The organism is Acidobacteriota bacterium, assembly GCA_034211275.1.
GTDB lineage: Bacteria > Acidobacteriota > Thermoanaerobaculia > Multivoradales > JAHZIX01 > JAGQSE01.
Window position 1 is genome coordinate 22,257 of sequence record JAXHTF010000004.1, and the last position, 18,751, is coordinate 41,007.

General features: G+C 63.8%; 20 protein-coding genes. 19 read left to right on the forward strand and 1 reads right to left on the reverse strand.

Going from position 1 to position 18,751, the window contains the following annotated elements; all coding sequences use genetic code 11:
- Window positions 1–73: 73 nt before the first annotated feature.
- The 10 genes from SX243_01590 (at window position 74) to SX243_01635 (ending at window position 6,607) form a co-directional block, all read left to right on the forward strand.
- Entirely contained in the window at window positions 74–277 is a 204-nt protein-coding gene (locus SX243_01590; GenBank protein MDY7091643.1) for a type II toxin-antitoxin system VapB family antitoxin, read from the forward strand.
- Window positions 274–672: a PIN domain-containing protein gene (locus SX243_01595; protein ID MDY7091644.1), complete on the forward strand. Its 399-nt coding sequence runs from the start codon at window positions 274–276 to the stop codon at window positions 670–672. Before SX243_01590 ends, SX243_01595 begins: the two co-directional genes overlap by 4 nt.
- Before the next feature lie 584 nt (window positions 673–1,256).
- Window positions 1,257–2,102 (forward strand): toll/interleukin-1 receptor domain-containing protein, encoded by an 846-nt coding sequence (locus tag SX243_01600; protein MDY7091645.1) that lies wholly within the window; start codon window positions 1,257–1,259, stop codon window positions 2,100–2,102.
- A gap of 956 nt (window positions 2,103–3,058) precedes the next feature.
- A complete protein-coding gene (locus SX243_01605; protein ID MDY7091646.1) occupies window positions 3,059–3,832 on the forward strand; it encodes a hypothetical protein in 774 nt (257 codons plus the stop codon).
- A 226-nt stretch (window positions 3,833–4,058) separates the two neighbouring features.
- The gene (locus tag SX243_01610) at window positions 4,059–4,451 is read left to right on the forward strand and encodes a hypothetical protein (protein MDY7091647.1); all 393 of its coding nucleotides are present in this window, start codon (window positions 4,059–4,061) and stop codon (window positions 4,449–4,451) included.
- Window positions 4,452–4,620: 169 nt separating this feature from the next.
- Entirely contained in the window at window positions 4,621–5,202 is a 582-nt protein-coding gene (locus tag SX243_01615) for a hypothetical protein (protein ID MDY7091648.1), read from the forward strand.
- 98 nt (window positions 5,203–5,300) lie between these two features.
- Window positions 5,301–5,639: a hypothetical protein gene (locus SX243_01620; GenBank protein MDY7091649.1), complete on the forward strand. Its 339-nt coding sequence runs from the start codon at window positions 5,301–5,303 to the stop codon at window positions 5,637–5,639.
- A gap of 260 nt (window positions 5,640–5,899) precedes the next feature.
- The gene (locus tag SX243_01625; GenBank protein ID MDY7091650.1) at window positions 5,900–6,169 is read left to right on the forward strand and encodes a type II toxin-antitoxin system HicA family toxin; all 270 of its coding nucleotides are present in this window, start codon (window positions 5,900–5,902) and stop codon (window positions 6,167–6,169) included.
- Window positions 6,159–6,377 carry a type II toxin-antitoxin system HicB family antitoxin gene (locus SX243_01630; protein MDY7091651.1) on the forward strand — a complete coding sequence of 73 codons (219 nt, stop codon included), beginning with the start codon at window positions 6,159–6,161 and terminating at the stop codon, window positions 6,375–6,377. Before SX243_01625 ends, SX243_01630 begins: the two co-directional genes overlap by 11 nt.
- Before the next feature lie 47 nt (window positions 6,378–6,424).
- Window positions 6,425–6,607: a hypothetical protein gene (locus SX243_01635; GenBank protein MDY7091652.1), complete on the forward strand. Its 183-nt coding sequence runs from the start codon at window positions 6,425–6,427 to the stop codon at window positions 6,605–6,607.
- Window positions 6,608–6,643: 36 nt separating this feature from the next.
- Here SX243_01635 and SX243_01640 read toward each other — a convergent pair whose 3' ends face one another.
- Entirely contained in the window at window positions 6,644–8,869 is a 2,226-nt protein-coding gene (locus SX243_01640) for a hypothetical protein (protein MDY7091653.1), read from the reverse strand.
- A gap of 340 nt (window positions 8,870–9,209) precedes the next feature.
- Between SX243_01640 and SX243_01645 the strand changes: the two genes are divergently transcribed.
- From SX243_01645 to hypE, 9 genes are read left to right on the forward strand one after another with little or no spacing between them, the layout of a single operon-like run.
- Window positions 9,210–10,346, forward strand: coding sequence for a hydrogenase small subunit (locus SX243_01645; GenBank protein MDY7091654.1), 1,137 nt, complete (start codon window positions 9,210–9,212; stop codon window positions 10,344–10,346).
- Window positions 10,343–12,055, forward strand: a complete 1,713-nt coding sequence (locus SX243_01650; protein ID MDY7091655.1) for a nickel-dependent hydrogenase large subunit — start codon at window positions 10,343–10,345, stop codon at window positions 12,053–12,055. The genes SX243_01645 and SX243_01650 overlap by 4 nt, the downstream gene beginning before the upstream one ends.
- Complete coding sequence (gene cybH / locus SX243_01655; GenBank protein ID MDY7091656.1) at window positions 12,052–12,834, forward strand: Ni/Fe-hydrogenase, b-type cytochrome subunit; 783 nt, start codon at window positions 12,052–12,054, stop codon at window positions 12,832–12,834. Before SX243_01650 ends, cybH begins: the two co-directional genes overlap by 4 nt.
- Window positions 12,831–13,445 carry a hydrogenase maturation protease gene (locus SX243_01660; protein MDY7091657.1) on the forward strand — a complete coding sequence of 205 codons (615 nt, stop codon included), beginning with the start codon at window positions 12,831–12,833 and terminating at the stop codon, window positions 13,443–13,445. Before cybH ends, SX243_01660 begins: the two co-directional genes overlap by 4 nt.
- The gene (locus tag SX243_01665; GenBank protein MDY7091658.1) at window positions 13,420–13,773 is read left to right on the forward strand and encodes a cytochrome c; all 354 of its coding nucleotides are present in this window, start codon (window positions 13,420–13,422) and stop codon (window positions 13,771–13,773) included. Before SX243_01660 ends, SX243_01665 begins: the two co-directional genes overlap by 26 nt.
- The gene (gene hypF / locus SX243_01670; protein ID MDY7091659.1) at window positions 13,770–16,199 is read left to right on the forward strand and encodes a carbamoyltransferase HypF; all 2,430 of its coding nucleotides are present in this window, start codon (window positions 13,770–13,772) and stop codon (window positions 16,197–16,199) included. The genes SX243_01665 and hypF overlap by 4 nt, the downstream gene beginning before the upstream one ends.
- Window positions 16,190–16,477 (forward strand): HypC/HybG/HupF family hydrogenase formation chaperone, encoded by a 288-nt coding sequence (locus SX243_01675; protein ID MDY7091660.1) that lies wholly within the window; start codon window positions 16,190–16,192, stop codon window positions 16,475–16,477. The genes hypF and SX243_01675 overlap by 10 nt, the downstream gene beginning before the upstream one ends.
- Window positions 16,474–17,685 (forward strand): hydrogenase formation protein HypD, encoded by a 1,212-nt coding sequence (hypD, locus tag SX243_01680; GenBank protein MDY7091661.1) that lies wholly within the window; start codon window positions 16,474–16,476, stop codon window positions 17,683–17,685. Before SX243_01675 ends, hypD begins: the two co-directional genes overlap by 4 nt.
- Window positions 17,682–18,737: a hydrogenase expression/formation protein HypE gene (hypE, locus tag SX243_01685; protein MDY7091662.1), complete on the forward strand. Its 1,056-nt coding sequence runs from the start codon at window positions 17,682–17,684 to the stop codon at window positions 18,735–18,737. Before hypD ends, hypE begins: the two co-directional genes overlap by 4 nt.
- Window positions 18,738–18,751: the final 14 nt, after the last annotated feature.

Here is an 18,751-nt window from a genome sequence, read left to right on the forward strand (position 1 = left end):
AGATGCAGCATCGGGGTGGATTCCGGAATTAGAAGTCGTCGGGAAGATTCCGTCCAGTGATAGGATCGGATGCATGAAAACTACGATTGATATTCCTCAGGAGGAGCTCGAAGAAGCCATTCGGTGGACCGGAGCCCGCACCAAGCGGGAGGCGGTGGTCACCGCCGTGGTGGATTTCAACCGCCGTCAGCGGCTTGAACAGCTCGCTGGGGAGCTAGGTAGCTTCGCGAAGGTCATCTCTCCGGCGGAGCTGAAGAAGCTACGGGAGAGCAAATGACCGAGCGTCGAGGCGTTCTCATCGATACTTCGGCGTGGATCGAGGCGATGCGGGTGCGCGGCGACGAGGTGGTGCGCGAGTCCGTCGGCAAAGCCTTGCGCGAAGACCGTGCGAGGCTCTGTGACCTGGTGCGCCTCGAGCTCTGGAACGGTGTGCGCGGCGACGAGGAGCGCAAGTGGCTTTCGAGCCTCGAACAAACCCTGCAGGTCGTCGAGACCGGCCCCGAAGTCTGGCGGCTGGCTTGCGAGCTTGCGATTCAGTCCCGCAGCCACGGCTTGACCCTCCCCAGCACCGACCTCCTCATCGCCGCCTGCGCCCGCCATCACGATCTCGACCTGCTGCACCGGGATCGGCACTTCGAGCTCCTGGCGGAAGCGGTGCCGATTTCGTCCTGAAATCAGGCGGACTGGCTCTCAGGCGCAGGCGCCTATACGACAGCGCCTATGCGAACAGGCAGCTATCTGCCTATCCGACAGCATTTCGTGTCCAATAGGCAGCTGGCGAGACCGCGAACCGGCCCAAGATCCCGGTTAGACGCCAACTCCTCCCCCATGCCTCAGCGGTGAAGCTTGTCGGATAAGGGAGAACTACGCGACAAACCTTGTGGCGGCCGGCTTATTGGACAGGCTCGAAGATTGACCCTAACTCCACAGGCAGCCTATGATGAAGAAAAAGAGCATCTTGGAAGGGGAGCGAGCCTTGAATAAGTGGCCGTGCGAGTCCAATAAGCGGATTGTGGCGGAGGCCGTTGAATTTAATGTTCGGCGGCCTTGAAAGGCCAATTGATGAAATCGGTTGATCAGTGAGCGTCGTGAAAGAATACTTCAGGGCTCCCTACGGCTGTGAGCGACTCTGGTTGTTACCCTTGAGTGAATTGGAGCCTGAAAGTTATTGGGGTTTCCCCGGGTATCTCGGTCGGAGTTGGTCTCCCGATGGCCAGGTGCTTTGTCACCGAGGCGGCTTTGTCGCTGGCGGTGAGGTGAGTGATGAATTCTGGGTGGAGTATCAAGAGTGCCTCCGGCACGCAGAAACAGGCAAACTCCTCGAAGAACGGAACGGGCACGAAATTTTCTGGGATCAGTCGAACGATGTAGATCCTTTCCAGACAGTGGGTAGCTTGGTTTCTCGTGACGGTCGATTGCTCTTTGACAAACGCACCAGCGAGGAGGGAAAGCTCGATCTCAGATGGGTAAAGCCTGGTACCAGGCTAAGTAGCATCGCTGGAGATACGCGCAACGTCCCCGCACCTGAGCTGAATGCAGGGTTTAACCCCAAGAAACCACTGTTCTACCTCGTATCCAATGGAAGACTAGAGGTGTGGGATTTCTCAAAGCTTGAGCGGAATTTAGCTGTTCTAGAAACAAACACTAAACAAGCGGACAGCAGAGGAGAGGGAGCAGTTGCCGAAAAGCCGTATGACCTATTCATCTCTTATGCAAGCGAAGACAGGGAGTTCGCGCAGTTGCTAGTTGATAAGTTAGCAGAGCAATCTATCAAGGTCTGGTTTGATCGCACTGTTCTGAAAATTGGCGACAGCCTTAGACGTGAGATAGATGCTGGCCTAAAGCACGCGACTTTCGGTGTGGTCATCCTGTCAAGGAATTATTTTCGGAAGAAGTGGCCGCTCTATGAACTTGATGGCCTCCTAAGTCGTGAGATGGCTGCTGACAGAATCATTCTGCCTATTTGGCTTGGTGTCACTGTAGATGATGTTCTGCAGTTCAGCCCATCGCTCGCAGACAAGGTCGCGCTTCCGAGCCCTCCAATGAGCGTCCTAGAGATAGCCCAGCTAATTGCGGAGCGGTTCTCGACGGGCAGACAATGAGGAAGATGTTGGGCCATGACTAGATTGCTCACTTCTGCTACGGCAGTAAAGGAGCCGCCGAACCCCGCCGCTGCAGCGCACCTCTCCGCCGCTGCGCGGCTCCGATGGGCGCTGAGCGGCCGCCCGATATGCGAACCTGTGTCGGTGTGAGTACGACTTTCAGATAGACCAATGAAACGACCTCGATCACATCAGGCAGGCGACCTAGCCGAGAACCTTGTGGCTAGCGCTTTTCTAAAGCAAGGGTGGATCGTAAACCCATGCAACGTCGACTATGGATTTGACTTTCTAGTGCAGCACCTACCATCTGACGGGGAAGGGCCGTGCTTTGCATTCCTGCAAGTCAAGGGCACAGATAGGTCCCTTCCAACGCGCCGAGGGGAAAAGTTCGGTTTTAGGTTCAGTGTGGATCACCTCACCTATTGGGGAGCGACTCCAATGCCTGTCTACATCTGCGTAGTTTGCCTGGAGCGCGAGCAGATATTTGTGGTCAACGCCGATGAGGTGGTAAGGGCCCTTGTAAGCCGGCTAGGCAGCGCTTGGAACACTGCTATCAGTCGGACAGTGCAGATTTCAACGGAATCTGTTTGGGACGGTCGGCGAGCAGAGGAAGTTCTGGGCAGTGTGATCCGGCAATGGAATTCTCTTCGTAGTCTCTGGGGTTCCGCGGCGGCGGCGGAGTCCATGGGCAAGTCGCTCTACGTAAGCTGGCTTTCGGGATGCCTAAATCTGACACATGCAGTAGGCATACAACACCATCTCTCAGATTCGCTTGGCGGACGCGATGCTGCCCAGGCCCTCCTGAAAGAAGCGGGCCTTCCATGGCTGAGAATGCCGTAAGTGCCGATGGTATCCTCTCCGAGGATCGATGTCGCATATCCCTGCGCCCAAACGGACGGCTGGCGCCGCCGCTTGGCTTGAAACGTTCTGCGGCTAAGAGGACCAGCTAGGCCGGCATGAAAGATGGATCTGATTTCTGCAAGCTGTGCCGCGAAGCCAAAGATCTGGCGGACTCCCACATTGTGCCCGAGTTTATCTATAAACCTCTCTACGATGAGAAGCCACGGCGAATGCTCTCTGCAACTAGTACAGATGAAGGAGTCCAACTCGGCTTCCCCCAAAAAGGAATCCGCGAACAACTACTTTGCGTCGATTGCGAGCAGTATCTTAATAGAAGCTTTGAGCAGAAATCTCTAGCGACGTGGCGGACTCTCTCGGGAGAGCAACCGGGCTCAAGGCTGAAGCTCACCGAGTGTACTGACAGTCAGGGAGATCAACAGCTTATCCTTGAAGGTCACGATTACGCTAGCCTCAAACTGTTACTCCTGTCTATCTTGTGGCGAGCTAGCGTATCAAGCCTGCAAACGTATGGGGATGTCCGCCTAGGCCCTCACGAAGAGTCCATCAGAGGAATGATTCTGAATCAGAATCCTGGTGAAGAGTGTGAGTACCCTGTCATCCTGTACATCCTGGATGACGAAGACCTACGTAACATGCCACCACCCAGTCAGGGTAGAATGAAAGGGCATCGGGTTTATCAATTTCTTTTAGCACGGGTCCTAGTCATCACATTCGTTACTGGGCACCTCAAGCAAGAGAGCTTCTTCAACTACGCTCTGAGAGATAGCTCGCCCCTGCGAATACCAATCGTGAAAGCCGCCGAGCTGCCGATAATCAAGGAAGCTGTCAGGGTATGGAAGACGATCAAACCGCCTGGTGAACTGATTTAATCGTCTAAAGTAATTCTCAGAAGAGGGAGGTAGTGCCGTGAAGAAGAGCCGCAGAACAAGGCGCATGCAAAGGGACGCCACAGCCGTATCCATCGGCCGTAGTGGTCGTGGGCTGGTGACTTCGCTGGCCATCAACAGCTGGCTGAAGGGGCGCCCCTGATGCGCAATCCGTTCTGCGGCTTGCTCTCCGATGCGACTAAGAGCCACCTCCCAATAAGGCTAGACCATGACATATTTTAGAGATTTGACAACTCACACGTACACTGCGGGCGAAGAAGAGAGCGGTGTATTGAACGTTGGCTGGCTTGGTGAAGAGCGCCCATATCCCACCGGACAGACCTTCCCAGAATTCCATCAGGCCCTTGAAGAAATCTGTGCAAGGCCGATTCTCCTGCACCGTGGCTTTCACGACTGCGAATTTTGTCCACAAGATTCAAACGTGAATCCACCTTGGTCGACAATCGGCAACGGCCAGATTCGCGTGCTCGGCCAGAACGGAGTGTGGTACTCCGCGCCAACGATGGTTCATCACTACGTGACGAAGCATAACTATAAACCTCCCGAAGAGTTCGTTGAGGCGGTATTGAACCCAAAACGAATCGCCGAGGATGAGACGTGACTACTAACTTGAAGCGCCGCAGAACCACGCTGCTGAAGCTGGTGACTAGCGCCACCGCTTAGCAGCCACACCGTTCTGCGCAGATTCCTCAGCCGCAGGCCACAGCCTTGCAGCGGATGCCTTATGCCACGGGCACCGAGCGGATGTTGTTGAGAGGAAACCTAGTAAAATGAGTAAGCTAAGGCAGTTCTCAGGGTTCATAGCTGGAATGGCTTTCGTTGCTGACCTGATAACCATAGCTTCATTCATTTACGGTGCATTCTTTCGAGACGCAGCCTTGTCTGGGGAAGGTGTTAAGAGCCATGTTGCGCTCATCGTAGTCATATTCATCTTTGCGGTACTCCTGGCGCGATACGCGAGGAGCGAAGCGAAGGGGCTTGATTGGGTATGGTCGCTTTTCGCATGGCTGTATGTCTTGTATGGAGCAGTTATTCTGGCGTTTGTGGTCTATGAGGGGATGTACTTCCAAGCTATCACTTGGGAGTGGCTGGCTGTGAATCTAACGCTTGTGACGCTAACCGCTGGCTTGGGCTTCATAGTCATGGCTCTCGTGTCGAAGAAAAAGTTGGTGCACTTTGCTGCGCCTTTCATGGTTGTTGCTCTAGAGCATATTGGCTTATGGGTAGTGAAGGTGGTTAGAGGAAAGTTGTTCCTGTTCGACGCGCAGTTTGGCTATGAAACCCTTCTATTTCTGTACTCTGGGGCGCTAATTGCAGCACTTCTTGGTCTCGGAAGGCAGCAGGCTCAGTGAGGTCTGATGAAATCCTGGTTGCTGCGCATAGCAACTCGCTAGAGCGGGCACGCTGCGCGCCCCGCTCAGCCCAAGGCCGTTGAACGACAGGAAGGTGAATGAAGCGAAATAGAATGTTGGATTGGGAAGCGCGAGGGCGACATCGCTCGGGAATTGATCCGGTACTATCGGAAGTAGATCCGGTCTTGGATGTAGCTCTCGATGTCTTGGCGAGGGCGCAGATTGCCACGATGTCACCCCTCGAGATGGGTCAACTCGTCTATCCGCAAGCGCGGCCGGTGCCGATTGAGCAAGTGCCAGATGCCGTAGTTCGGGAGCACCTCACTCGATACTCTCGTCGTGAACTGGAGCGAGGACAGTTCTTCGAGGTGGTGCAAGGAAAATTCACCTTTTTCATGGACCACGAAGCCAAGAGAAAGCGCGAGGCAAGCTCGTGAGCTGTCGTTCAATCCAGCCCCTGGACCGGCCAGCTGGCGCCTCCGGTGGGGGCATCAACGTTGGGCGCCCCTAGCAGCCCGTGGCAAGAGTCAGACGCCAGCGAGAGCGAGCAATTTTTCGCCGAATCAAGGCCGGAAAACCGCAGGCGATGCGAGTATCGGCGAGGTTTTCGAACGAAGATTCGGCGGAAAAGGGCCGCTCGCAGCGCGGCTCGACTTCTGCCACGGGCTGCTAGCTTGACTGCTGTAGACTTAGGCTCATGTCCGCGCGGAAGAAGCTTCTCGACCAGATCCTCCGCGGGACCGCCGATGCCAATGTCCCGTTTCAGCGGCTCTGCTCCCTCCTCCGGAATCTGGGTTTTGACGAGCGGACCAAAGGCAGCCACCACATCTTCACGATGGAGGGCATTCCGGAGATCTTGAACCTGCAGCCCAAAGGAGCCAAGGCCAAGGCCAAGGCCTACCAGGTTCGCCAGGTCCGGGATGTCATCCTGAAATACCGTCTCGCTGGAGGAAATGATGAGCGGTAAGCCTCGATACGAAGTCATCATCTATTGGAGCGATGAGGATGACGCCTTCATCGCCGAGGTGCCGGAGCTTCCGGGCTGTGCGGCGGACGGCCAGACCTACGAAGCGGCGCTCGCGAACGTGCAAGTCATTATCGCCGAGTGGATCGAAACCGCTGAGGAGCTCGGGCGGCCGATCCCGGAACCCCGTGGAAGACTCATGTTCGCTTAGGCTCCGCGCTCAACCAAGCGCCTGCACCGGGCGGCGCGCGCCGCCCGGTGCAGGGCAAGAGACATTGGCCACTGCCTTGCGACCCCCCGACCCAACCCCGCAGCCACGGCCTGACCCTCCCCAGCACCGATCTCCTCATCGCCGCCTGCGCCCGCCACCACGATCTTGCCCTGCTGCACCGGGATCGCCACTTCGAGCTGCTGGCGGAGGCGGTGCCGGTCTCTTCTTGAGGTTGGCCACCCGGCGACCGCTTTCACCACGGACTCTCAGGCGGCGTTGTCCTGTTTCGGGGCTGTTGGTGAGGTGGGCTGGAAAAGCTTTTCTAGCTCTTCGAACGCAGGGTACTTTTCACTCTTGGTGAAGCGCATCTCGAGCTCTTCCCAGGTTTTCTCGATCCATTTCTTGTCCTTTTCGGACAGGTACCAGGACAGAGGTGGATTGGCGCCGGGACCTTTACAGTCCTGGGGTGGCTGGATCACGACGGGAAGCACTTTGCTGGGCCGGGAGTTCTCGTTCTCGAAGTCCTCGGAGTCATCGGAGATCGTGCCGATGAGGGCCTGGAGCTCGAGGCTGTTGCGCCAAAGTTGCGAGGAGGTTCTGACCTTCTCGAGGGTGCGCGCCGGGGCGGTGGTGGACTCGAGCCAGCTGAGCAGTCCTGCCTCTCTACTCTGGCCAGAGCTTTCGCACGGCTCCGGGAAGGCGTTGACCTGGATGAACACGATCTTGGAGAACTGGTCGAGCACCTCCTCCTCGTTCATTGCCAGGATCCATTCGATGGCGCTGACGACGCCCTGGTTGTCGAAGTAGCCCCCGTCGGCAGCGTGGAAGCGTGCGAGTCGTAGTTTCTCGTTGCCCTTATCGTCCCATTGCGGACGGGCCACGGGAGTAACAAACGGGAAGGTGGAGGACAACCGGGCGGCGGTGACGGTAGGAAGGTCGAGAAGGTTCCCAGAGACATCGGTCAGCGAGCGAGGAGCGGTTCCACGAGGGGGTTCAAACAGGTCTTGGTCCTTCGGTCCATTGTCGGCTCGCAGCTTCGCTACGTCGAAAGTCGCGAGCTGGAGCTGTCGCCCATCCTCGACGATCGTGGAGTTGAAGACCACCGAGGGAAGCCAGCCCTCGCGCGTTCCCTTCATCCAGTCCGAGAGCCAGGGGCCGTTCTCCCCGAGGTCCTCCGGCAGGAGTTTTTGCTGCTTGGCGTTTCTTAGCCAGGCCCGCTCCATGGCCCAGGCTCGATCCTTGTGCTTCTTGACGAAGAATGGAAAGAAGGCGCGGAGGAAATCCGGGTAAATCAAGCCCCAGGCGGTGGCTTCGAGGCTGCTCGCCTTGGCGGCCTCGCGGATGGAGGCGAGGGTTTCTCGGTCGGGGGCCGCCTGCTCGGGATCGAAGCCGTGGAGATAGTGGAAGAGGCCGGCGCTGCCGCCGGAAACCGAGCTGACCAAGTAGATGGAACGGGTGAAATCTTCGCCGAAGCGCTCCTGAAGCCCGGTGAGGACCTGCGCGGTCCAGGCCGCAGCCTGAATACCACCCCCGGAGGCCGCCACTACCGTGAGCACCGGCTTCTCGTCTCTCAGGCCTTGTCGCTGCAAGTCCAAACGGGCTTGTAAGGCTTGAACAGCTTCCGGTGGGTCGGTCTCCAGCTGTTTGACGCTGAAGTAGTGGTCCTTGGGAGCAACAAATCCCAGAATGATCAGGCCCGCGAGGAGACCCAAGAGCACCGGAACGCGGTAGCGGTCGAGATAGAAACTGACACCGCTGAAGAAGGAGACCAGAAGCATGAACCAGCCGAGGATATAGACCAGGGTCGGCGCTAGCTGAGGGGATTCTTCGAGCGAAGGCTCAAGGCCGAAATAGCCACCGATGTAGAAGGAAATCAAGATTCCCAGCGTCGTGAAAGCCAGAGCTTGGCCCGGCTGTAGCCCCTGCTGACCCTCGTCGTAGAATCCCGGCCCGAAGACACGCAAGGGCCGGGTGAGGGGGCGCTTCACCCTCCGTTGCAGAGAGGGCAGGAGCTTCCGGACGAAGAAGCCGCGGACTTTCTCGATGAGGACGATCACCAGAGCGGCGGCGAGGATTCCAGCGGCGATGGCGAGGGCCGCGTACCAGTAGCAGAAGCCATCCTCCTCCGGGGTGTTCTGGAGGCCGAGTGCGGCGATCAGGATGAGCGCCGCTGGCTGAGCGACAAACCCACGATAGGCGGTGGCATTGTCGAGCCAGCTAGGGAGCTTCAGGGGACGGACCTGGAAGCGAATCTCCGCCAGCTTCCAAATGGTCAGGAGCAGCAGGCCGCAGAGACTGGCAAAGAGGCAGGCGAAGAAGGCGCTCAGGGCGAGCTGCTTGAGATTTCCCATCAGCATCATGTTGGTGAGCGTCGAAGGGCCGCAAAGGCCGAAGAATCCGAGGGCGATCAAGGCGAAAAGACCGAGGATGGGGACCCGCGCCAAGAACAGGTGAGAGACGACAACGGCCCAGGACGACATCGGCTGTTTCATGGGTGACCTCGTTGGCTCAGTTTCAGGACTCTGATTCGAACAAGCAGCTGTACAGATCTCGGGGGAGAGCTCGGGATCTCGTAGGGATGAGACGGTCCTATCCTGAGCTTTTCCCCATTCGCTTGCTCGGCTCTCGTAGAAGACTGTTCCTTCGCCAGCCTATCTGCAAGCTGTGGATCAGGCCGTAGCTTCGGCCGCAGCGGCAGAGCTTTGCCGCCGCTCGTCCTACCCCGAGAGGTAGGGGAGTCACTACCCCCCGGCGTATTCCAAAACACCCCCGCGGATGTTTTGACCTTCTGCTTCGAAAGGCATACTCGGAAAAAATCAGGAGGGAACGCCCATGGCTCAAGAACGCCCCTGGATCCTCGACGAGTTACGCCGGAAAGGTGTCTCTCGCCGCGACTTTCTTCGCTTTTGCGGGATCATGGCTGGAGCTCTGGCCTTGCCCAAATCCGTTGGGGCCCAAATGGCCCAGGCTTTGGAGAACACCCGCAAGCCCATTCTGGTGTGGCTCGAATTTCAGGACTGCGCGGGCAACACCGAATCCTTCCTCCGGGCCAGCCGGCCCAGCGTAGCCGACATCATTCTCGACGTTCTCTCCGTGGACTACCACGAGACCATCATGGCCGCCGCCGGTCATCAGGCGGAGGCGAATCTGCATGGGGTGGTGGAGGAGTATGCGGGCCAGTATCTGGCGGTGGTGGAAGGCTCCATCCCCACCGGGGCCAACGGCGCCTATTGCACCGTCGGCGGCCGCTCGGCGCTGGACATCGCCCGGGAGGTTTGCGGTCATGCTGCGGCGACCATCGCCATCGGCACCTGCGCCGCCTACGGCGGGATTCCGGCGGCAGCGCCCAACCCCACCGGCGCCTTGGGAGTCAAGGACGCCCTGCCGGAGCTCGACACGGTGGTCAACCTGCCCGCCTGCCCGGCCAACGGCGAGAACCTCGCCGCCCTCATCGTCTACTACCTGACCTACGACCGCTGGCCGCCCCTGGACCACTACGGCCGGCCCCTCTTCGCCTACGGCAAGAGCATCCACGACAACTGCGAGCGCCGCGCCCATTACGACGCGGGGCAGTACGTGGAGCAATGGGGCGATCTGGGGCACCGCCAGGGGTACTGCCTGTACAAGGTGGGCTGCAAGGGTCCGGTGACCTATCAGAACTGTCCCAACATCGGCTGGAACGAGGGGACCAATTGGCCCATCGGCTGCGGGCATCCGTGCATCGGCTGCGCCGAGCCGGACTTCTGGGACAAGATGACCCCCTTCTACGCTCACCTCAGCGGGGTTCCCGGTTTCGGCGTGCAGTCCAACATCGACCGCATCGGTCTGTGGGCCACCGCCGGCGTCGGCGCCGCCTTTGCCGGCCACGGGCTGGTGCAGATCGGCCGCACCATGGCCGCCAAGCGCGCCCACAAGGCTGACGCCGAACCGGTCTCCGACGCTGCAGCGGAGAAAGGAGAAGAGTCATGACCCACGTTGTGGTCGACCCCGTCACCCGCATCGAGGGGCATCTACGCATCGAAGCCCAGGTGGAGAACGGCCGGGTGCAGGACGCCTGGTCGTCGTCCACCATGTTCCGGGGCATCGAGATCATTTTGAAGGGCCGGGACCCGCGGGATGCCTGGGCATTTTGCCAGCGCATCTGCGGCGTGTGCACCACGGTCCACGCCATCGCCTCCATCCGGGCGGTGGAGAACGCCATCGGCGCCGAGCCGCCGCCCAACGCGCGGCTGCTGCGCAACCTGGTGATGGCCGCCCAGATGGTCCACGACCACGTCATCCACTTCTACCACCTCCACGCCCTGGACTGGGTGGACGTGGTGGCGGCGCTGAGCGCGGATCCGGCGGAGACCGCTCAGCTGGCGCAGAACATCTCCGACTGGCCTCTGTCCAGCGCCAAATACTTCCGCGGGGTCAAGGACCGCGTCCAGACCTTCGTCGACCAGGGGCAGCTGGGTCCCTTCGCCAACGCCTATTGGGGTCATCCGGCCTACGAGCTGCCGGCGGCGGCCAATCTGCTGGCGGTGGCCCACTACCTGGAGGCGCTGGATTGGCAGCGGGAGTTCATCAAGATCCACGCCATTCTGGGCGGCAAGAACCCCCACCTGCAGAGCTTCCTGGTGGGCGGCATGGCGACGCCGGTGGATCCGGACAGCCAGGCGGCGATCAATATCGACTCCATCAACCACATGCGCAAGCTCATCGCCCAGGCCGAGCGCTTCGTCTCCCAGGTCTACATTCCCGACCTGCTGGCGGTGGCTTCTTTCTACAAGCCCTGGGCGGGCTACGGCGCCGGGCCGCGCAACTTCCTGGTCTACGGTGACTATCCCGAAGGGGACGGCCCCCAGGCCCCCCTCTTCATGCCTTCGGGAGTGATCTACGGCGGCGATCTGGCCGGCGTGCAGCCGGTGGATCCGGCCAAGATCACCGAGCAGGTAACCCACTCCTGGTATTCCTACTCCGGCGGCGACGGGCAGGCTCTGCATCCCTTCGAGGGAGAGACGGAGCCCAACTACACGGGGCCGGAGCCGCCCTACCAGCGCCTCCACACCGACGGCAAGTACAGCTGGCTCAAATCCCCCCGCTACGACGGCAAGGCCATGGAAGTGGGGCCCCTGGCCCGCACCCTGGTGGCCTACGCCCGGGAGCAGCCGCGGGTGCGGCAGCTGGTGGACACCACCCTGGGCCAGCTGGAGGTCGGCGCACCGGCGCTCTTCTCCACCCTCGGCCGGGTGGCCGCTCGGGGCCTCGAGACCCAGCTGCTGGTCGAACGGCTGGGGGATTGGGTCGGCGAGCTGGAGGACAACATGGGCCGCGGCGAGCTGCGCATCCACGACAACTCCAAGTGGGAGCCCGCGTCCTGGCCCAAGGACTGCACCGGGGCCGGTTTTCACGAGGCGCCTCGCGGCTCCCTGGGCCATTGGGTGCACATCGTGGACGGCCAGATCGAGAACTACCAATGCATCGTCCCGAGCACCTGGAACGCCGGACCACGGGACGCCGACGGCCAGCGCGGCCCCTACGAGGAAGCGCTGTTGGGAACGCCGGTGGCGGATCCGGAGCAGCCCATCGAGATCCTGCGCACGGTGCACTCCTTCGATCCCTGCATGGCCTGTGGCGTGCACGTGGTGGATTCCCGCCGCCGTGAGCTCTCCAAGGTCAAGGTGAATCCGATATGAGCGCTCCCACCGCTACCGGTCCCGCCGGCTCGGTGCCCCTGGCGCCGACGCCGGCCTCCGCCGGCCGGACCGCGGCTTCCGCCACCCAGGCTCGGCCAGCCCTGCGCCGCTACTACACCTGGCAGCTGCCGGTGCGCATCACCCACTGGCTCATCGCCATCTCCATCGTGGTGCTCTCGGCCACCGGCTTCTACATCGGCAACCCCTTCATCGTGGTTCCCGGCGAGGCGCGCTACAGCTTCGTCATGGGCACGGTGAAGGCGGTGCACTCCTACTTCGCCATCGTCTTCACCCTCTCGGTGCTCAGCCGCATTCTGTGGATGTTTCTGGGCAACCGCTACTCGCGCTGGGATCAATTCATCCCGGTGAGCCGAGAGCGGCGCAAAAAGCTGGTGGAGACCTTCACCTTCTACATATTCCTTCATACCAAGCCGCCGGACACCCGCGGTCACAACCCGCTGGCGGGGCTGGCCTACAGCCTGGTCTTCGTGCTCTATCTGACGGCCATCGTCACGGGCCTGGCGCTCTACGGCATGAGTGCCCACGTCGACTCGTGGATGCGCATCTTCGGCGGATTGCTGCCGTGGCTCGGCGGCGCCCAGACGGCGCGCTGGATTCACCACGCGGTGATGTGGCTGCTGCTGGGCTTTGCGGTGCATCACGTCTATAGCGCCTGGCTGATGGCGGCGGTGGAGAAGACCGGCACCATGGATTCCATCTTCTCCGGCTACAAATTCCGCGAGCCGACCCCGGAGGACGAGGAGGAGGAGAAATCTTGAGCATCACCCTCCCCGCGCCGCAGCTGTTGATCCTCGGGCTGGGCAACGTGCTCTGCGCCGACGACGGCCTGGGCGTCGAAGCGGTGCTGCGGCTGCACCGGGACTATCGGTTGCCGGAGGGGGTGCAGGCCCTCGACGGCGGCACCCTGGGGCTCTCACTGCTGGGCTATCTGGCGGAGGCACCACGGGTGATCCTGGTGGACGCCGTGCGCACCGGCGACGCTCCCGGGGCGGCGGTACGCCTCGCCGGAGAGGAGGTGGCGCCGGCGGTGCGGGAGCGCCTCTCGGTGCACCAGGTCGGGGTGTCGGATCTCCTCGACGGCCTGCGGCTCATCGACGCCTATCCCCAGGTGATGGTGCTCCTGGGAGTGGTTCCCGCCCGCCTCGACCTGGGGCTGGAGCGGTCTCCCGAGGTGACGGCGGCCTTGCCCGGGCTGGTGCGGCGGGTGGCGGCGGAAGCGGCGGCTTTGGGGTTTCCTCTGCCGCCGCGGGAGGAGCGGGAAGGGAGAGCCCATGATGCTACGAGCCAAGATCGCCCAGCGCCGTGTTCTTCTGAGGTCCCTACTGTTGCTTGGAGCGCTGAGCGTGACCGCTTGGCTGAGCGCCTGTGACAACGCCTCGGACCTGCCTCCACGGCTGCGTTCGGAGCGCGCCCAGGAGCGCGGCCGGGCGCTCTACCTGGAGCAGTGTGCCTTCTGCCACGGCGTCGCCGCCGACGGCAAGGGGCTGCGCCGCCAGGCCCTCTCGGCCCAGCCCCAGGACTTCACCAATCCCGCCTGGCGCCGGCGCGTCACCCCGGAGGAGATCTTCGACGTGATCCACAACGGTCGCCCCGGTACCTCCATGCCCGCCTGGGGCTTTCTGCGCGACGAGCAGATCTGGGATCTCACCGCCTACTTGCTCTCCGTCAGCCCGAAGGCCGACGAGGAGGAACCATGACCGCCGTCGCTCCGAAGTTGCCGAGAGCCCGAAGGCTCGGTGGTACCGGCGAGCTCCAGGGGCGCCGCTTCGTCCTCCGAGGGGCGGTGCAGGGAGTGGGCTTTCGACCTTGGGTCTATCGTCTCGCCCGGGAGGAAGGCCTGGCGGGCTGGGTGCGCAACGACACTTCCGGAGTCACCATCGAGGCTTTCGGCAGCGAGGAGGCTTTGGAGCGTTTTACCCGCCGCTTGCAGGCCCCGCCGCCGCCCTCGGAGGTGACCTCCTGCCGCTGGCGCAGCGTAGCCGCCGAACAACCTGCGGCGGAGCAGCCTTCGGGAGATCCTGGAGATTTCGTCATCGTCGCCAGCGCCGAGGGGGCAGCAGGCCTCCGGGAAGGTCGCCGGCTGTCCATCCCCGCCGATCTGGGCACCTGCCCCCAATGCCTGGACGAGGCGATGGCCTCCGAGGATCGGCGCTACCGCTATCCCTTCACCAACTGCACCCACTGCGGGCCCCGCTTCACCCTCGCCACCGGCGTTCCCTACGACCGGCCGCTGACCACCATGAGCTCCTTCGAGCTCTGTCCCCAATGCCGCCGGGAGTACGAGGATCCGGAAGACCGCCGCTTCCACGCCCAGCCCAACGCTTGCCCGCAATGCGGCCCGCGGCTGTGGCTGACGACGGCGGACGGTGCCGCCGTCTTGTGCACCGATCCCTTGGACCGCGCCGGGGAGGAGCTGGCGGCGGGGCGCATCGTGGCGGTGAAGGGGTTGGGAGGCTTCCACCTTGCCTGCGACGCTGCGTCTTCGCCGGCGGTGCAGCGGCTGCGGCGACGCAAGGGCCGCGAGGCCAAGCCCCTGGCGGTGATGGTGCCGGACCTGGAGACCGCGCGGCGCTACGCCCGGCTGAGCGAGGCGGAGGAGGCGCTGCTGGCGTCCCCCCAGCGGCCCATCGTGTTGGTGGAGCGCCGAGAGCAGAAGAGAGGAGCACGGCCGCTGGCCCCGGAGGTAGCTCCCGATCTCTCCCAGGTAGGCTTGATGCTCGCCTACACGCCGCTCCATCATCTGCTCCTGGAGGCTGCTGCGGAGCAGGGCTGCGGCCCCCTGGTGATGACCTCCGGCAACGGCTCCGGCGAGCCGATGATTTACCGCAACGACGAGGCCCTGAATCGCCTGGCGTCGGTGGCGGATTTCTTCCTGCTCCACGATCGGGACATCGCCGCTCCCTGCGACGACTCGGTGGCGCGGGTGGTGGACGGAGCGCCCCTGCTGCTGCGGCGGTCCCGGGGTTACGTGCCGCGGCCCATCACCCTCCGCCGGCCTTTGGCCCGGCCGGTGCTGGCCTGTGGCGGCCAGCTCAAGAACACCTTCTGCATCGGCGTCGGCGACGCCGCCTACTTGGGGCCCCACGTGGGAGACCTGGAGTCCCTGGAGGGGCTGGAGCGTCTGGAGGAGTCGGTGGCGCACCTGGAGCGCCTGCTGCAGGTGCGCCCGGAGGTGACGGCGGTGGACCTCCACCCTGAGTATCTCTCCAGCCGCTATGGCCGCTCGCGGCCGGGGAGGGTGGTGGAGGTGCAGCATCACCACGCCCACGTGGTTAGCGCTCTGGCGGAGCATGGTGCGGACGGCCCGGCTTTGGCTCTCGCTTGGGACGGTGTCGGCTACGGCCCGGGCGGCAACGGCCCGGGCGGCACCGCCTGGGGCGGCGAGCTGCTGTGGGCGGACCGCCACCACTGCCGCCGCCTCGCTACCTTCCGGCCGCTGCCCCTGGCCGGCGGCGACCTGGCGGTGCGGGAGGTTTGGCGGCTGGCTCTGGCGCTGGTGGACGACGCCTTCGACGGCTCGCCGCCGGTGGAGCGTCTGGCGGTCTTGGGGAAGGTCCCCGAGGCTGCGTGGCAGGTGGTGGGCAAGATGATCCGCCGCCGGGTTCACGCGCCGCCGGCCCACGGCGTGGGCCGCCTCTTCGACGCCGTCGGCGCCCTCCTCTTCGCCCATCCCGAGGCTGCTTACGAAGGTCAGCTGGCGATGATGGTGGAGAGTTGCGCCGACGCCTCCGAGGCCGGCGTCTACCCCTGGCGGCTGGAGCGCGGCCACGAGCCGTGGGAGATCGACCTGCGGCCGGCGGTGCGCCAGCTGGTGGGCGAGCTGCTGGCGGGGACCCACCGGTCCCTCCTCGCCGCTCGCTTCCACAACACCCTTGCCGCCGCCGGAGTCCACGCCCTCCACCGGGCTGGGGAAATCGCCGGCGAGCTGCCGGTGGTGCTCACCGGCGGCTGTTTCCAGAACGCTCTGCTCACTCGACGCGTCCGCGGTGCTCTCGCCCTCCATCGGGCTCTCGCCAACCATCCCGTGCTGGTGCACTCCCAGGTGCCCGCCGGGGACGGCGGTTTGGCCCTGGGGCAAGCGGTGATCGCGGACGCCTTCACCAGGAGACGCTCATGTGCCTAGGAGTGCCCGGCAAGATTCTCGAGCTCGAGGGGGCGGTGGCCCAGGTCGACTTCTTCGGCCTCCAGCGCCAAGTGCGGCTGGACCTGGTGGACCAGCCGGTGGCGGTGGGGGACTACGTCCTCAACCACGCCGGCTACGCCATCCGGAGGATTCCCGAGGAGGAGATCCAGGAGACCCTGGAGCTCTATGAGCTGCTGCTGGCGGCGGCGGAGGAGGAGGACATGATGGCGGAGGACGTGCGCGGGGAGATGGCCGCCGGCGGGGAGGTGCCGTCATGAGCGAGGCCCATCTCAACGATCAGCGCCTCGACGCCGCCGCCCGCCGGCTGCAATTCCGCGATCCCCAGCGCGCCCGGGCCCTGGGGCGGCGCATCCGGGAAGTAGCGGAAGAGATCGAAGCTCCCACCGTTACTGTCATGCACGTCTGCGGCAGCCACGAGCAGGCCATCGCCCGCTTCGGCCTGCGTTCCCTGCTGCCGGAGAAAGTGGAGGTGCTCATGGGGCCCGGCTGCCCGGTGTGCGTCACCGACAGCCCGGAGGTGGACGAAGCGGTGGCCCTGGCCCTCCAGGGAGTCCACGTCGCCACCTACGGCGACATGCTGCGGGTTCCCGGTTCCTCCCGCTCCCTCGCCGACGCCCAGGCGGAGGGCGGCAAGGTGCACGTGGTCTACAGCATCGCCCAGGCGGTGACCCTGGCCCGTGGCCTGCCCGCCAGCGAGGAGCTGGTCTTCTTCGCTTCCGGCTTCGAGACCACTGCCGTCACCACCGCCGCGGCGATCCTCGCCCGGGACGAGGAGCTGCCGGCCAATTTCTCTGTCCTCGCGGCGCACAAATACATCCCGCCAGCCATGGATCTGGTGGCCCAGATGCCCGGCAGCCGCATCGATGGCTACCTGGCCGCCGGTCACGCCGCCACCATCACCGGCTGGGAGGTCTTCGAGCCGGTGGTGGAGCGCCAGGGAGTGCCGGTGGTGGTGGCGGGCTTCGAGCCCCTGGACATCCTCGCCGCCCTGCTGCGGGTGCTGGAGCTGATCCGCGACGGGGAGGCGACGGTCGAAAACCTTTACCCCCGCTGCGTCACCCGGGAGGGCAACCGCAACGCCCAGGAGCAGCTCTGGCGGGTCTTCCGCACCTCCGGCGGCGTCTGGCGGGGCATCGCCGAGATTCCCAGCGGCAACCTCATCCTGCGGGATGAATGGGCGCCGGTGGACGCCCGCACGCGCTTTACCATCGACTTGCCGGCGCTGTGGGCGCGGAAGGTCCCCGGGGAAGCTGCCGGCCGAGCCTCCGGGGAAGCCGCCCGGGAGCTGGCGGCCCAATGCATCTGCGGCGACATCATGGCCGGCATCGCCGCTCCCACCGACTGTCCCCTCTTCGGCCAGCAATGCCGTCCCGACAGCCCGGTAGGGGCCTGCATGGTCTCCAGCGAGGGGACCTGCAAGATCTGGCAGCTCTACGGCGGCCGGCCCCAGGTGGGTGCGGCATGACCTACTCCCATCCGCCCCTGGAAGAAGTCATCGGCCTCAAGCACGGCGCCGGCGGCAGCGCCATGCGCCGGCTCATCGAGGGCGTCTTCACCGCCGGTTTCGCCGCGCCGGGCGACGCTGCCGAAAACCCCAGTATCGGCCTGGAGAGCCTGGACGATGGCGCCGCCCTGCCCCTGGGGGACGGCCGCTGGCTGGTACTCACCACCGACTCCCACGTCATCCATCCCATCTTCTTCCCCGGCGGCGACATCGGCCGCCTGGCGGTCTCCGGCACGGTCAACGACCTGGCCATGATGGGAGCGACGGAGGTGCTGGCCCTGACCTCGGCGGTGATCGTCGAGGAAGGCTTCCGCCGCGCCGACCTGGAGCGGGTCCAGGCCTCGGTGCGGGACACCTGCCGGCAGGCCGGGGCGACGGTGGTCACCGGCGACACCAAGGTCATGGGCAAGGGGGAGCTAGACGGCCTGGTGCTCAACACCACCGGCGTGGCTCTCACCCGGCGGGTGGTGGGCAACTCGGGCCTGCGCCCCGGCGACCGCCTGCTGGTCACCGGCACCGTCGGCGACCACGGCCTGGCGGTGCTGGCGGCGCGGGAGGAGCTGGGCCTGGAGGGCGATCTGCGCTCCGACGTGGCCCCCATCAACGGCCTGGTGCGGGCCGCCCTGGAGGCCGGTGGCGAGGCGGTGGTGGCGCTCAAGGATCCAACCCGCGGCGGCGTCGCCAGCACCCTCTACGAGCTGGCGGGACGCAGCTCCGTGGGCATCGAGGTGGAGGAGCCGGCGGTGCCGGTGAGCGACCCCGCCCGCGCCGCGGCGGAGCTGCTGGGTATCGACCCCCTGCACGTGGCCAACGAGGGCAAGGCGGTGCTGGCGGTGAGGGCCGGGGCCGAGGATCGGGTGCTGGAAGCCCTGCGCCGTCATCCCCTGGGCCAGCGCGCGGCGGTCATCGGCCGCTGCGTCGCCGAACGCCCGGGCTCGGTGATCCTCGATACGGGTATCGGCCGCCGGCTGCTCGCGGAGCCGGAAGGTGAGCCGCTGCCGAGGATTTGTTGAGCGATCGGAGAACC

What these genes read in the sequence shown, in the direction of transcription:
- SX243_01590 (MDY7091643.1), top strand. Translation starts at nt 74, where the DNA reads ATGAAAACTACGATTGATATTCCTCAGGAGGAGCTCGAAGAAGCCATT.
- SX243_01595 (MDY7091644.1), top strand. Translation starts at nt 274, where the DNA reads ATGACCGAGCGTCGAGGCGTTCTCATCGATACTTCGGCGTGGATCGAG.
- SX243_01605 (MDY7091646.1), top strand. Translation starts at nt 3,059, where the DNA reads ATGAAAGATGGATCTGATTTCTGCAAGCTGTGCCGCGAAGCCAAAGAT.
- SX243_01610 (MDY7091647.1), top strand. Translation starts at nt 4,059, where the DNA reads ATGACATATTTTAGAGATTTGACAACTCACACGTACACTGCGGGCGAA.
- SX243_01615 (MDY7091648.1), top strand. Translation starts at nt 4,621, where the DNA reads ATGAGTAAGCTAAGGCAGTTCTCAGGGTTCATAGCTGGAATGGCTTTC.
- SX243_01620 (MDY7091649.1), top strand. Translation starts at nt 5,301, where the DNA reads ATGAAGCGAAATAGAATGTTGGATTGGGAAGCGCGAGGGCGACATCGC.
- SX243_01625 (MDY7091650.1), top strand. Translation starts at nt 5,900, where the DNA reads ATGTCCGCGCGGAAGAAGCTTCTCGACCAGATCCTCCGCGGGACCGCC.
- SX243_01630 (MDY7091651.1), top strand. Translation starts at nt 6,159, where the DNA reads ATGAGCGGTAAGCCTCGATACGAAGTCATCATCTATTGGAGCGATGAG.
- SX243_01640 (MDY7091653.1), bottom strand. Translation starts at nt 8,869, where the DNA reads ATGAAACAGCCGATGTCGTCCTGGGCCGTTGTCGTCTCTCACCTGTTC.
- SX243_01645 (MDY7091654.1), top strand. Translation starts at nt 9,210, where the DNA reads ATGGCTCAAGAACGCCCCTGGATCCTCGACGAGTTACGCCGGAAAGGT.
- SX243_01650 (MDY7091655.1), top strand. Translation starts at nt 10,343, where the DNA reads ATGACCCACGTTGTGGTCGACCCCGTCACCCGCATCGAGGGGCATCTA.
- cybH (MDY7091656.1), top strand. Translation starts at nt 12,052, where the DNA reads ATGAGCGCTCCCACCGCTACCGGTCCCGCCGGCTCGGTGCCCCTGGCG.
- hypF (MDY7091659.1), top strand. Translation starts at nt 13,770, where the DNA reads ATGACCGCCGTCGCTCCGAAGTTGCCGAGAGCCCGAAGGCTCGGTGGT.
- SX243_01675 (MDY7091660.1), top strand. Translation starts at nt 16,190, where the DNA reads ATGTGCCTAGGAGTGCCCGGCAAGATTCTCGAGCTCGAGGGGGCGGTG.
- hypD (MDY7091661.1), top strand. Translation starts at nt 16,474, where the DNA reads ATGAGCGAGGCCCATCTCAACGATCAGCGCCTCGACGCCGCCGCCCGC.
- hypE (MDY7091662.1), top strand. Translation starts at nt 17,682, where the DNA reads ATGACCTACTCCCATCCGCCCCTGGAAGAAGTCATCGGCCTCAAGCAC.